This window comes from Methanoculleus sp. UBA430, from assembly GCF_002506585.1.
Taxonomy (GTDB): Archaea; Halobacteriota; Methanomicrobia; order Methanomicrobiales; family Methanoculleaceae; genus Methanoculleus.
This window is the reverse complement of the sequence record NZ_DAXW01000003.1, coordinates 179,338-192,525: the sequence shown is the minus strand read 5'-3', so window position 1 is coordinate 192,525 and position 13,188 is coordinate 179,338. Positions and strand designations below refer to the sequence as shown.

General features: G+C 64.3%; 10 protein-coding genes and 1 tRNA gene. 4 read left to right on the top strand and 7 right to left on the bottom strand.

What is annotated here, in order from left to right; genetic code table 11:
* Positions 1–14 precede the first annotated feature (14 nt).
* The 7 genes from BRA49_RS02600 to BRA49_RS02570 form a co-directional block, all read right to left on the bottom strand.
* Entirely contained in the window at positions 15–1,967 is a 1,953-nt protein-coding gene (locus tag BRA49_RS02600; RefSeq protein WP_292383189.1) for a PAS domain S-box protein, read from the bottom strand.
* Positions 1,968–2,714: 747 nt separating this feature from the next.
* Positions 2,715–2,799: transfer RNA gene (locus BRA49_RS02595), tRNA-Ser, on the bottom strand.
* Between the two features lie 252 nt (positions 2,800–3,051).
* Entirely contained in the window at positions 3,052–4,641 is a 1,590-nt protein-coding gene (gene thsA, locus BRA49_RS02590) for a thermosome subunit alpha (protein WP_292383188.1), read from the bottom strand.
* Positions 4,642–4,861: 220 nt separating this feature from the next.
* Positions 4,862–5,473, bottom strand: a complete 612-nt coding sequence (locus BRA49_RS02585; protein WP_292383186.1) for an orotate phosphoribosyltransferase-like protein — start codon at positions 5,471–5,473, stop codon at positions 4,862–4,864.
* Positions 5,474–5,495: 22 nt separating this feature from the next.
* Positions 5,496–5,951, bottom strand: coding sequence for an NOB1 family endonuclease (locus BRA49_RS02580; protein ID WP_292383185.1), 456 nt, complete (start codon positions 5,949–5,951; stop codon positions 5,496–5,498).
* Positions 5,948–6,934 (bottom strand): RNA 3'-terminal phosphate cyclase, encoded by a 987-nt coding sequence (gene rtcA, locus BRA49_RS02575; protein ID WP_292383183.1) that lies wholly within the window; start codon positions 6,932–6,934, stop codon positions 5,948–5,950. The genes BRA49_RS02580 and rtcA overlap by 4 nt, the downstream gene beginning before the upstream one ends.
* Positions 6,921–7,778, bottom strand: coding sequence for a ribose-phosphate diphosphokinase (locus tag BRA49_RS02570; RefSeq protein WP_292383181.1), 858 nt, complete (start codon positions 7,776–7,778; stop codon positions 6,921–6,923). The genes rtcA and BRA49_RS02570 overlap by 14 nt, the downstream gene beginning before the upstream one ends.
* Positions 7,779–7,859: 81 nt before the next feature.
* Here BRA49_RS02570 and lonB point away from each other — a divergent pair, with 81 nt between their 5' ends.
* Genes lonB through BRA49_RS02550 form a run of 4 tightly spaced genes read left to right on the top strand, consistent with a single transcriptional unit; the run spans position 7,860 to position 12,683 of the window.
* Entirely contained in the window at positions 7,860–9,797 is a 1,938-nt protein-coding gene (lonB, locus tag BRA49_RS02565) for an ATP-dependent protease LonB (RefSeq protein ID WP_292383180.1), read from the top strand.
* 5 nt (positions 9,798–9,802) lie between these two features.
* Positions 9,803–11,131: a TldD/PmbA family protein gene (locus tag BRA49_RS02560; RefSeq protein ID WP_292383179.1), complete on the top strand. Its 1,329-nt coding sequence runs from the start codon at positions 9,803–9,805 to the stop codon at positions 11,129–11,131.
* Complete coding sequence (locus BRA49_RS02555) at positions 11,128–12,420, top strand: TldD/PmbA family protein (RefSeq protein ID WP_292383177.1); 1,293 nt, start codon at positions 11,128–11,130, stop codon at positions 12,418–12,420. The genes BRA49_RS02560 and BRA49_RS02555 overlap by 4 nt, the downstream gene beginning before the upstream one ends.
* Positions 12,420–12,683 (top strand): pro-sigmaK processing inhibitor BofA family protein, encoded by a 264-nt coding sequence (locus BRA49_RS02550; RefSeq protein WP_292383176.1) that lies wholly within the window; start codon positions 12,420–12,422, stop codon positions 12,681–12,683. The genes BRA49_RS02555 and BRA49_RS02550 overlap by 1 nt, the downstream gene beginning before the upstream one ends.
* Positions 12,684–13,188 lie beyond the last annotated feature (505 nt).

The window sequence follows — 13,188 nt, the reverse complement described above, 5'->3', positions numbered from 1 at the left end:
GCCGGGCTGGCGGGTCACTCCAGATCGTGCCGCCGGAGAAACTCGCGGACCTTTCGGGACTCCACCCATCCCCGGTCCAGCTGCCGGATATAGTCGTTGATACGCTCGACCTGTTCGCGGATGACCCCCGCTGTCACCTCGTCGTCAAGCAGCTCCGCCCTTCCCAGGGTCACCTGCAGGGGCTGGCGAATGTGGTCGCCGAGGACGGCGAACTGCTCGATGTTCCGCTCAATCTGGTAGAAGGCCTGCTGGCGAAGCAGTTCGTTCTGTTTCCGCTCCGTGACGTCCCGCCCGACCGTCTGGACGCCGACGACCTTCCCGTGCTCCAGGATCGCCGACTCGTTCAGCTCGACGAACGCCGCCGACCCGTCTTTGCGGCGGAACTCGACCTCGAGCCCCTCCACCGGCTCGCCCCGGGCCACCCTTTTCTGCCCCTCCTCCCACGCGGGAAGCGACAGCGGGTTGACGTAGTTGCGGCACTCGCGGCCAATGAGTTCTTCGGGGGTGTAGCCGAGGATACGGGCCACGGCCGGGGAGATGTAGGTGATCCCGGAATCGTAGTAGCAGGTGTAGATCATATCGAAGCTCCGCTGTGCGATCTCGCGGAACTTCTCCTCGCTCGCGAGGAGCGCCGTCCTCGACGGTGACGACGTGGCCGGGGATCTCAACTTCTCCTCGCTCGCGAGGAGCGCCTCTTCCGCCGCCCGACGCTCGATCCCCTGCGCCAGAACGTTTGCCGCCGCCTGGACGAAGTTGATGTCGTCCCGGGTGAACCTGCGGTATGTCCGGGTGTGGGCCCCGAGCACCCCGTAGGGCCCCCGGTCCCCCTGGATGATGACGCTGATCCCGCTCACGATCCCCTCGTCCCGGAGGAGGGCCGGGCCGCGGAACCGTGCCTCGGTTCTGAGATCTTCGACGATCACCGGCTCGCAGGAGAGGAGCGTATACCCGGCCTGGGAATCGGTTCCGCCTTCCACACAGGCCGTGCCGACCCGGGTTCCGTCGAACCCCACCGCCGCTTCGAGCAGGAATGCATCCTGGCCGGGAAGGTATCGGAGCACCTTGGCGTACTCGACCCCGAGGTGCCCGGCCACCGCCCGGACCGCTGCATCCATCTGTTCCCGGGGGCCGGCGCCTGCAAGGGCGAACTGGCCGAGGGCCGCTATGGCAGCCTGTTGTGCCGCCCGAACGGCGGTGAGATGTTCTGCCTCTCTTCTCGCGGTGATATCGAGGTTGATCCCGGCCCAGAGGGCGATCCGCCCCTCCGCGTCCCGGACGGGTGCTCCCCGGGAGAGGATGGTCCGATACCCGCCGCCGGGGACCGGGATCTTCAGCTCGCGGTTCCACAGGCACCCGGATTCACGGCAGCGTTTCCAGTCGGCGAGGGCTCCGGCGGTATCCTCAAGCGGTATGCAGTTCAGCCACCCGGTATGCCGGCACTCCTCGAACGTCGTTCCTGCAAGTTCGAGGAGCGAGACAGAGACGTAGATCGCAGTACCATCCGGCTCGCAGATCCAGATGCCGTAGGGGATGGTCTCCCCGATGCCGGCATAGATCCGCTCAGGCCTGACCGGTATCCCCGCCTCCAGGGTGTTCTGCACTGCCTCGTCGTGTTCGGGCGTAATGTCCCGGAACCGGATGAGCATCATCCCGGTATACTGGTCGCCGGTCATCGCCCGGCAGGAGAACGAGAACCAGCGCACCTCCCCGGCACGGGTCCGCATCCGGCAGGCGACATGCGAGACCTCCCGCCGGTGCCGGAGGGCGTCGAGCACCCGGCAGGTTCTTTCTTCCTCCGGGATGAACGGCGAGAGGCAGCGGTTGATGAATTCCCCGATCTCCATGCCGTGGGCTGCTTCGCCCTCGATGCCGAACGTCTCCTGGAACGATCTGTTCAGCCGCGCGACGGTGTTGTCCCGGTTCAGGATAACGACAGCATCGTCCAGTTCGTCAAAGCAGTAGTACACAGGGAACCACCATTGGCTGCATGTGCGGGAACTCCGGGTAGCGGCGCCGTATATCACTACTATTGGATCAGGTTCTTAAATATCATCTTTTGGAAGTTTCCCGTGCCCGCAGCGATACCGGTGCTGCAGGTGACAGCCGCGGAGAACGGGTCTCTGCCGGTGCGGCCCGGCCTGTGACGGGACGGTGTTGCAGGATGTGTCGGACCCCGGGTGCGGATCTCTGAGGTGCGCTCCCGGATCTGGATCAAGAAATCGAGGGGAGTATGGCAAAGGAGTTCGATTCTTGCGAAGAATGAGGCTCCTGAGGGGAACTTTGCCCCCCTGGAGCTCGTGGCGGCCGGGATGGACCCCGACGAGACCCGGGGCCGGGAGGCCGGTCTCCTATCATCTATTCATTCTGCCCGGTGCTTGTCGTCGGCAGCGCTCACCCGACCGGGTTGAAGTTTCGCCGGATACTGATCCCCACGAACGGGAACGACAATGCCGGGACCGCCGTCAGGTACGGGGCTTGAGTACCTACGTCTCGGGAGCGTGGCCGAGAAGACAATCCGGCATGCCCGCCCCGTCCTCGTTGTGCGGTCAGACGAGATGATGCTCTATAAGAGACAATTTAAGTACTGAGCGCCCTCCGCACCCGTCCCGGAAGGAAAACACCCTTTCTCCTCCGGCAAGCCCTCTCCCGGGACCGGGATCTTCGGGTGCGTACCTGTCTATCGAATCCATGAGGACGTGAACTCTCAAAACGGACGCCGAGGGGGAGATTTGAACTCCCGAGGTGCCAGGCACCAGTGGCTTTCGAGGCCACCGCCTTCCCGGACTAGACTACCTCGGCACAGAATCAGCCTAGAGTATTTAGGCTCTTCGACTATAATAGTATCGAGGTATGTTCTGTCAATTCACCTTCATACGGAGCGGCAGTCTCCTCGTCCTGCCGGGGGCGGCCGGGCGACACCTACGAGGCCGCTTCCCTCTCCTTTGAGATCAATCCGGATACGGTGCCGGCTGTTCATCACAAACAAGGGCCTCAGCCGGATAAAAAGATCGAGGAAGAGGAGGTCGGCGTCGACCTCCTTGCACGGGCGACTTACTGTGCGCCCGGTCTTCCGGACTGGGTGATCATCATGTCGTCGACGCGAACGAGGAGCATGGCCGTCTCGGTCGCGCTCTTGATCGCCTGGGTCTTCACGCGCTGCGGTTCAATGACGCCCGCCTCGCGCATGTCCACGACCTCACCGGTGTAGACGTTGAGCCCGGCGTACTTCGCGCCGTCGGCGTGGGCCTTCCGGAGAGCGACGACCTTGTCGATCGTGTCGAACCCGGAGTTCTCCGCAAGCGTCCTCGGGATGACCTCGAACGCGTTTGCAAACGCCTCGATGGCGAGCTGGACACGCCCGCCGACAGTTGCGGCGTAGTCGCGGATGCGTATCTGGAGTTCGGTCTCCACCGAGCCGCCGCCGACGACAAATTTCCCGTCCTCAATGGCGTCCTGGACGACACGGGCTGCGTCGTAGACTGCCCGCTCGAGTTCGTCGAGCAGGAGCTGGGAGGTGCCCCGCAGGAGGATGGTGACGGCCTTCGGGTTGTCGCAGCCGGAGATGACCGTCAGGTCGGTATCGGGGATCTCCGCTACCTCTTCCGCGTGGCCGAGCGTCGCCGCAGTGAGCTCCTCGGGCTTGTTGACGATGGTGCCGCAGAGCGCCTTCGCAGCGAACTTCATGTCTTCCTCTTTGACGTCCTCGATGGCATAGACGCCGGCTTTTGCGAGGTAATACTGTACCGCGTCGGCGATCCCCTTCTGGCAGAGGAGGGCGTTTGCGCCGGAGGCGGCGATCTGGTCAGCAAGTCTCCGGAGGGACTCGCGTTCCTGCTCGGTGAACGCCTTCATCTGGTCGGAGGTGGTAATCTTGATCTTCGACTTCACCTGGGTCTTCGTGACCTCGAGCGGCATGGCAATCAGGGCAACCTTCACGTCCGTGACCTTCTGAGGCATCTGCTCGAAGACGCGCTTCTTGTCGATGACGATGCCGCGGACCAGTTCGGCGTCGTTCATTGAGTCGCCGACCTGCGTCTTGATCTTGACGTCGTCTTCGTTCACGACGTAGGTCCCGTCGTCGTTCTCGGTCGCGACCTGCAGCACCGCGTCCACGACAATGTTGGAGATCTTGTCCTTGACCGCTTCGATGGACTTGCCGGTCATGGCGGTGTCGGCGATCTTAAGAAGGCTCTCGCGTTCCCCGAACCCGACGGTGATGGCCAGGTCGTCGAGGATCGAGAGGGCCTTCTCCATGCCGAGCTGGTAGCCGTTTGCGACGATCGTGGGGTGAACCTCCTGGGCGAGCAGGCTCTCCGCCTCTTCCATCAGTGACCCGACGAGCACGGTTGCGGTCGTGGTGCCGTCGCCGACCTCGTCGTCCTGGGTCTCGGCAACCTCGACGACCAGCTTGCCGCCGGGGTGCTGCACGGACATCTCGTGCAGGATGGTTGCCCCGTCGTTCGTGATCACTACGTCACCGGTGGAGCTGACCAGCATCTTGTCCATTCCCCGGGGACCGAGCGTTGTCCTGACGGCGGCCGCAATTGCCTTTGCAGCCATGATATTCGAGCGCTGCGCCTCGAATCCGCGCGTGCGCTCAACGTTGTCCCGTAAAATAATGATGGGCTGTCCAGCAAGCATTGTATAATCCTCCTTTGTTCGTTAGGTTTGTTCAGAAGTTCTATATATAATGGTCGATAGGGGTCGATTGTTTCCGGACACCCGGGCCGATCGGCGGGTCGGGATCACCTATCAGTCGCCGCTACGCGCCCGATACCCCGGGCGGGGCATGAGCCCGCCGATGATCTGCTCCCCCTTGCAATTAGCCATGTGCCCGGGGAAAACAGTGAGACCGGGCCTCTCACCCGAGCCTCGATATCCTGAAGAGCGAGTGGACCGGGACGCCGTCGACCTCCCGGACACCCTGCTTGTCGAAGAGCGACCAGACTGCCATCGGTATCGCTCCGTGCCGCCGGAGGAACGCTATCGTCTCTGCAAGCGTCGTCCCGGTCGTGACCACATCGTCGACGATGATGCATCGCTGAGCGGTGATCGAGGAGAACGTGCCCGAGAGGGATCCGGTCGGATTCTCGCTCCGGCTGTGCTTTGCGGGGAGATAGACTGCGAGCCTCAGCCCCTCCTCTGCAGCGATGAGGGTGGCGAGCGGGACACCCGAGAGCGCGATCCCGACGACCGTATCGGGGGCTTCTCCAGCAGGTGCAATTCCCCCCTCCGCCAGGTAGAGGAAGCGCTTGAGCATCATGATTGCCATGTCGGAGAGGAGCATCCCCTGACTTCCAACCTCAGTCCAGTCGATATGAACGTCTTTTGGGGCCTCCATACCCTTCTGCTGGGTGAGCAGCCAGGTGACCGTCTCCATCGAGAGACCGAGTTCGTCGGAAATCTGCCCGGGGGTGTGCCCTTCTGCCTGGAGCCCCTTTGCCTTCGTGATCAACTCTTCAAGGGCGGACATGGAGAAGAGATCGCCAAGTAATCTATTTAAGTTTTCTTTTGATCGGTGCACCGCAGACCTGACAATCCCCCGGCTCCCGCCAGTACCGGCCGCACCCGCTGCACCGGTAACGCCACCGGATCGCCCGGGCAGGCCGTTGCCGGATGCTCCGGATCTCGATGCCGAGGCGGTGCGCGACGTTCTGGATCGCGAAGTCATCGGTAACGAGGACGGCCGCGAGTTCCAGGGCGAGCGCGAGGATGTCCCGGTCGGTCGCGGAGAGCACCCCGGCATCCCCGGTCGCGAGGGCGGCCGCTTCAACCCGGGTGAGGTCCTCCTCACGCGGCTCCCTGACCGTAAGCATCGTGGCGGCAAGCGCCTCAAACCGGCACTTCGCGTGGAGGTCGGCAAGTTCCCCGACCACCGATGGAGTGGTCCATGCGGGGCCAACGACCGGCACCTCCGCGAAGAAGACCGAGGCGTCGAGGACGAGTGTCATGCGGAGAACCCCACAATACCGTTCTCCTGGCACCGGATCTCGTACCCGAACATCTGGAGCAGCCAGCAGGCGGTCTTCGCGTGCATCGAGAGGGTGTGGGTGGTGTACTCCCCGCCGTAGCAGGCGAGGTAGATGAGGAGCTGGTCGGCGAGATGAACGTCGACCGTGCCGGGGCTGCGGCACTCTTCGATCAGTGCCCGGGCGGCCGCCCGGCCCACCTCCTCGGCGGGAAACCCCCTCCGTCCGAGAGCGACGGCGCCCTTTGCCCCGCTCCATACCGTGATGGAACTCCCCGTGCTCGCCCCACCCTCCCGGGGGTCGAGGGTCGCCGTGCAGGAGCAATCGAGGTCGCTCTCGAGGAGGCTCCGGGCGGCTGCCGCCTGGCGCTCCACGACGTGCGCCGGGAGGCCTGCCGAGCAGGAGAGGAGCCCGCACCGATGCTCCTCCCCATCCGGGATCGTGATCGGTCCCGGGCGGGACGGTTCGGCCCGAACCTGCACCCGCCCGCCTCCTTGTGGGTAGTAGCCCCGTTCGAGAACCTCGATCTCGATCGAGGCCCTGGCACGGCGGAGCACCGGCACGAGGACGTGGTTGAGGTAGTCGATGGTCGGGCTCCACACCACCTCGGTCCCGCCTGTAACGGTGATGCTCCCGCCGGCATGGAGGGCGACCGGGAGCCATGCCTGGAGAACTAGGGGGATGCTCCCTGCGGTCCCGGTATCGATATCGAGGTCGGCCCGCCGGGTCCGGCCCGGGGTGAAGGTGATCTCGGTACTCCCGGAGGTAAGCCCCGTACATTCGGCACCGCAGGTCCCGGCGACTGCCCGGACCGCGGCGATGTGCTGGGGCGCGAGCCCGGGCTTCTGCCTGTTCTGCCGTATCCGGGTGACGGTGACCGGTACGCTGCCAATCGCCGAGAGGGCGACAGCCAGACGGAGGACCTGTCCACCCCCTTCGAGATAGGATCCGTCAACAGTGAGCATCTTCCCTGATCGCTGTCGCGATTGCGCTCGCGGCAGATATGAAACTTGAGGCGTTCTCGTAGGTGTCGCTGGAGACGACCGAGGAGACCCCGGCCGCCCGCAGGCGGGTGTAAGCACCGCTCGTGAGCACTCCATGGACGCAGGCCGCATGGATGGACGCTGCCCCCTGCTCCCGGAGCATACAGGCGGCGGTCGCGAGGGTCCCGCCGGTGGATATGATATCGTCCACGATCACGGCGTCCCGGCCGGCGGCGTCGATGGTCTTCGGGGCGATCCGGACCTCCTCACCCGAGAGCCGGGTCTTTTCGAGGTGATCGCAGTCCCACCCCCCGATCGCGGCAACGTCGGTCGCAAACGCGATCGCCCCTTCGTCCGGCGCGAGGACCAGGGGTTTCCTCAGGTGCAGGTCGCCGACGTACCCGCCGATGGCCGGAGCGATGGTAATATCCGTCGCCGGAACGCTGAAAAAGTCCAGCACAGCCGGGTCATGGACATCGACCACGAATGCACGTTCGATGCCGGTCGAGAGGGCTTGTGCGATCGCCCGGGCGCTGATCGGCTCTCCAGAAAAAAAACGCCTGTCCTGCCTTGAGTAGCCGAGGTACGGGACCACCAGCGTGTTTCTTGACCGATCAGCGGCATCGATTGCGAGAAGGGTCTGCACAAACATATCATTATCTACGACGCTGCTGACGATCAGGGTCTCATCGTCCAGTTCTCCGCACCGGAGGTACATCTCTCCGTCGGGAAACCGGGTGAATTTCGTCTCGACCAGTGAGACTCCCAACTTTTCGGCAACGCGGGCTGCGAGGACCTGGGACCGTTCCGTGCTGATTATTCTCATAGGACACCTTTGCTAGAAAGTATTTGAACGAGGATGAATAAATTATATAAGTATCAGTGCAGCAAAGAGGTAAACCCGACGATGGATTCAACGACTCCAGAAGAAATTCCTAAGATTGAGCTCACGAACGATGAACTGGTGGAGACGGACGTCTTCTCGGGTCTCGATCTGAGCGCATCGTCAGATATCGACGTACCTCCGAGTCTCATCGATCAGGTCATCGGTCAGGAGCATGCCGTCGAGGTGATTCGGAAGGCGGCGGTCCAGCGCAGGCATGTGATGATGATCGGCACCCCCGGAACCGGCAAATCGATGCTGGCGAAGGCGATGGCCGAGCTCCTCCCCAAAGAGGAACTGCAGGACATTCTGGTCTACCCGAACGCCGAGGATAACAATAACCCCATCATTAGAACCGTGCCGGCGAGCCGCGGCAAGCAGATCGTCGCCGCCCACAAGGTGGAGGCGAGAAAGAAGATCCAGATGCGGAGCACCCTCATCATGCTCCTCATCTTCGGTATCATCGGCTACGCGATCATCACCTACCAGTGGCTCATGGGCATCATCGCCGCCGCGTTCATCTTCATGGCGCTGAAGTACTCGACGCCCCGCGAAGAGACGATGGTCCCGAAGCTCCTGATCTCCCACGATCCGAACACCCCCGCGCCCTTCGTCGACGCTACCGGCTCGCACGCGGGCGCCCTGCTCGGCGACGTTCGGCACGACCCCTTCCAGAGCGGCGGCCTTGAGACCCCGTCCCACGACCGCGTCGAGGGCGGGGCGATCCACCGGGCGCACGGGGGCGTGCTCTTCATCGATGAGATCAACACCCTCACCCCCCACTCCCAGCAGAACCTGCTGACCGCGCTCCAGGAGGGTACCTTCCCGATCACGGGCCAGAGCGAGCGCTCGAGCGGCGCAATGGTCCGGACGGAGCCGGTCCCCTGCCGCTTCGTCATGATCGCGGCAGGCAACATCGACGCCATCCAGGGGATGCACCCGGCGCTCCGGTCGCGTATCCGGGGCTACGGCTACGAGGTCTACATGAGGGAGACGATGGAGGACACCCCGGAGAACCGGAAGAAGTTCCTCCGGTTCATCGCCCAGGAAGTCAAGAACGACGGGAAGATTCCCCACTTCGACCGCAGCGCCATGCTCGAGGTGCTCCGCGAGGCCCGGCGCCGCTCGAACCGGAAGGGTCACCTGACTTTAAAACTCCGTGACATGGGAGGGCTCATCCGGGTGGCGGGTGACCTCGCCCGGCAGGAAGGTGCGGAGTTTACCACCACAAAGCACGTCCTCGCCGCGAAGTCGGCCTCCCGCTCGATCGAGGACCAGATCTCCGACGAGTACATCCGGCGGAGCCGCGACTACGACATAACCGTCGTAGAGGGCGCCCAGGTCGGACGGGTGAACGGGCTTGCGGTGATGGGCAGCGACTCGGGCTCGGTCCTCCCGGTGATGGCCGAGGTGACCCCGAGCCAGGGAGCGACCGGCTCGGTCATCGCGACCGGTATGTTGAAGGATATCGCTAAAGAATCGATTACGAACGTCAGCGCCCTGATCAAGAAGTTCACCGGCAAGGATATCAGGAACATGGACATCCATGTCCAGTTTATCGGCACCTACGGCGGCGTTGAGGGCGATTCGGCCTCCGTGACCGTGGCAACAGCGGTGATCAGCGCCATCGAGAACATCCCGGTGCGTCAGGACGTTGCGATGACCGGTTCCCTCTCGGTCCGGGGCGACGTCCTCCCCATCGGCGGGGTCACCTACAAGATCGAGGCGGCGGCAAAAGCCGGGATCAAGACGGTGATCATCCCGCGGTCGAATTTAGACGACGTCCTGATCGAGGAGCGCTACCGCGAGATGATCGAGGTGGTGCCGGTCGACCACATTGAGGAGGTCCTCCAGAACGCGCTCGTGCCCGAGAACCGCGAAGGATTCCTCTCGAAGCTCCGGAAGTTGGCGGTCAACCCGACCGCGATCTTCGACCCGAACGTTGGGCGCTCTCCGGTTTGATACCTATGGCTGATGTACGATACTACGACGTCAGGTGCGTACGGGGCGAGATTACCCATGTCGATATCGACAACGGCGTGATCGAGTCCGCAGGCACCTCATTTTTTGATAAAGCTGTGATACGGGTGCTCGGGCCGAAAGGCTGGGGCTTCCTCACCCGCGACCACGTCGATATCGACTCAAAGCGGGAGGTCGACGCCCTGGTGGCGGCGGCGGCACGCCTCGCGGCCGTGACCGCGGACGAGATCGATCTTGCCGACGCCCCGCGGGGTGTGCTTCCCGTCCCGCCCCTCAGGGAGGACCCGCGGGATATCGATCTCGAGGAGAAGACCCGGCTGCTCGCCGGGATCGAGGCCGCGGCACGCATCGAGGGGGTCGCAAACACCCGGGCCCGCTACACCGAAGGGATCGACGCGGTCAGGTATCTCGACTCGAACGGGAACGAGTACTCCTACGAGGCGGTCCGGTCGGGGTTCTCGGTCCTTGCTATCGCGTCCCGAAACGGCGTGATGCAGATGGGAAGCGAGCGCGACCATATCACCACCGGCTTTAACCTCCGCGGCAAGCAGGACCTCGGCAGGAAGGCGGGCGAGGTCGCGGTCTCGCTCCTCGACGCGAAGATTCCGAAGGGCGGAGCGCGGCGGGCCATCCTCGACCCGGAGCTCGCCGGCGTCTTCACCCACGAGGCGGTCGGCCACGCGAGCGAGGGCGACCTCGTCCGCGAGGGCGCATCGGTCCTTGGCGGGAAGATCGGTGAAGCGATCGGCTGTCCTGGGCTCGCCATCGTCGACGACCCCACGCTCCACGAGTTCGGGTTCATGCCCGTCGATGCCGAGGGCGTCGCGGTCGAGCGCACGGAGATCATCCGCGACGGGATCCTCAGATCGTACATCCACAACCGCGAGACCCTTGCGGCGGTGGGCAACGGGATTGCCGGCCACGCCCGCGCCGAGCACGGGGCGCCGCCGATCGTCCGGATGAGCAACACCTTCATCGAGAACGGCGACGCGGGCTACGACGAGATCCTTGCTGAGTGCCGGGACGGCATCCTCCTGATCGGCTCGCGGGGCGGCCAGGTCGACCCGGGGAGAGGCGTCTTCCAGTTCAACGCGGAGTACGGCTACCTGATCGAGGGCGGCGAGACGACCGATATGGTCCGGGACGTCTCGCTCTCGGGCGAGATTCTCTCGACACTCCACAACATCGCGCTCATCGGGAACGACCGGAAGATGAGCCCGGGCTACTGCGGGAAGGGCGGGCAGAGCGTGCCGGTGAGCGACGGCGCGCCGCACCTCCTGCTCGAGAACGCAACCATCGGGGGGCGGGGCGAATGAACGGCGAAGACCTGATCGAGCAGGTCCTCCGGGAGGGTGAACGCCAGGCCGACGAGGTCGAGGTCTTTTACTACCGGGGGGAGAGCATCGCTACCGAGATCAAGAAGGGGATCCTCGGCACCGCCGAGGAGTCCGAGGCCTGGAGCATGGCCATCCGGACCGTCAATGACGGGCGGATCGGCTTTTCGTCCACGGGCGATCCCGACCGGTGGAAGGAGTGCCTGGACGCCGCGCTCGCGAGCGGCCGCCTTGCCACCCCGCAGCAGTGGGGCGGGTTCCCGAAACCCGCCGAGCTCGCGGGCACCGCCTCCTCGGCGGACCGGGACCTCGTCGTCGCGGTCGAGGACGCGGCGGGGATGGTCGAGGACCTCCTTGCCGGTGCCGCGGAGCACCCGGTGGAGGTCGTCGGCGGGGGCGCGAGCCTTGCCAGGGCCTACATGATGGTCGCGAACTCGACCGGCACCCTCTACGGGATGGACCGGACGGCGGCGTCGGTCTCGCTCGAAACGATCCGCGAGCAGTCGACAGGCTACGAGTTCGACGCCTCCCCGTTCCGTGCCGAGCTGGACCCCCGGTCGGTCGGGGAGCAGGCCGCGTTCCTTGCCGCCCGTTCCCTCGGCGGCCGGGACATCGAGACCGGGCGCTACGATATCGTCCTCTCCCCGATTGCGGCCGCAAGCATCATCGGCCAGGTCCTCCTCCCGGCCCTCTCCGGCCGGAACGTGAAGGCCGGCCGCTCGTCCCTCGCCGATAAGGTCGGGGAGCAGGTCCTCGACGAGTCCCTCTCGGTCTACGACGACCCGTTCGCCCCCGGCCTTGGGAGCACGGCCTTCGACGCGGAGGGCGTCCCCACCCGCCGCCTGGTCTTCATCGAGCAGGGGGTGCTCAGGGAGTTCGCCTACGACCTCAAGACCGGCTACCGCTACGGCGAGGCGAGCACGGGGAGCGCCGTCCGTTCCGGGGGCGAGCCGCCCGGCATCGGGTTCCACAACCTCTTCCTCGACGGCCCGCGGACGAACGAGCCCGGCGATGAGCGGGCGGTCTGGATCCACGACGTCGTCGGCGCCCATACCGCAAACCCGTTCTCCGGCGATTTCTCGGTCGAGATCTCGAACCCCTTCTGGATCGAGGGAGGGGACCTCACCGAACCCATCCGTACGGCAATGTTCGCGGGGAACGTCTTTGAGATGCTCGCGGAGATCGGGGGACTCGGAAAAGATGCAAGACGCGTCGGACGGCTGACGATTCCATCAATACGGTTAAATAACCAGCAGATCATTGGTAAATGATGATGGAAGAGATCCTTGCCATCCTTCTTGCCGTAGCGATAGCCGCGGCGCTCTATTACCTCATGAAGAAGGCGATGACGCTCGTCATCAACGCCGTCGCCGGGCTCATCACGCTCTGGCTCCTGAACTATTTCGACGTCCTCAGCTGGTTCGGCGCACCCGATATCCAGATCAATCTGGTGACGCTCATCATCTGCGCCCTCGGCGGGCTCCCCGGCGCCCTGGTCCTGGTCCTGCTGCACCTCGTCGGGATCGCGATCTGAAAGGGTGGTTCCGGGGCCGATACAATGGGCTCACGCGAAAGACGCGAAGCCGCGAAAGGGAGTACCACCCGTCCCCTCAACTTCGCGTTCTTCGCACCTGACGGTGCTCATGCTCCGTCCCTGCGGAACGTCGCACTTCGCGGCTTCGCGTGAGGCTATATCGCTTCTGCACCTGTAAACTCGCGTGGCTTGCGACAGGCCGGGTTGACGTTCCTGAAGGCACACCCGGACGTGGATTTCGAGAGGATTGCACACCCTGGATGCTCTATTCCCAGGATCTCTTCCCTCTTTCTTTGAAGTATCGCGGCCCATACACGGATTCCCACCGGATATCGCGCCAGGGGGTGGGGCTGACGGGGAGTGCGATGGGTGGAACGCCCGGAGCTCGAGCACCCGGAGGGTGCGGAGTGCGAGCGAAGCGAGCTTGAGCACCGTTAGGTGCGAGGGGGCTTGCCCCCCTCCCCTGTTTCCACAATAATGCGAGAGTGTTTCCCCCACCCCTCCC

Bases quoted from the DNA above. Each gene is read 5' to 3' on its own strand.
- thsA (WP_292383188.1), bottom strand. From the start codon at position 4,641: ATGCTTGCTGGACAGCCCATCATTATTTTACGGGACAACGTTGAGCGC.
- BRA49_RS02585 (WP_292383186.1), bottom strand. From the start codon at position 5,473: ATGTCCGCCCTTGAAGAGTTGATCACGAAGGCAAAGGGGCTCCAGGCA.
- BRA49_RS02580 (WP_292383185.1), bottom strand. From the start codon at position 5,951: ATGACACTCGTCCTCGACGCCTCGGTCTTCTTCGCGGAGGTGCCGGTC.
- rtcA (WP_292383183.1), bottom strand. From the start codon at position 6,934: ATGCTCACTGTTGACGGATCCTATCTCGAAGGGGGTGGACAGGTCCTC.
- BRA49_RS02570 (WP_292383181.1), bottom strand. From the start codon at position 7,778: ATGAGAATAATCAGCACGGAACGGTCCCAGGTCCTCGCAGCCCGCGTT.
- lonB (WP_292383180.1), top strand. From the start codon at position 7,860: ATGGATTCAACGACTCCAGAAGAAATTCCTAAGATTGAGCTCACGAAC.
- BRA49_RS02560 (WP_292383179.1), top strand. From the start codon at position 9,803: ATGGCTGATGTACGATACTACGACGTCAGGTGCGTACGGGGCGAGATT.
- BRA49_RS02555 (WP_292383177.1), top strand. From the start codon at position 11,128: ATGAACGGCGAAGACCTGATCGAGCAGGTCCTCCGGGAGGGTGAACGC.
- BRA49_RS02550 (WP_292383176.1), top strand. From the start codon at position 12,420: ATGATGGAAGAGATCCTTGCCATCCTTCTTGCCGTAGCGATAGCCGCG.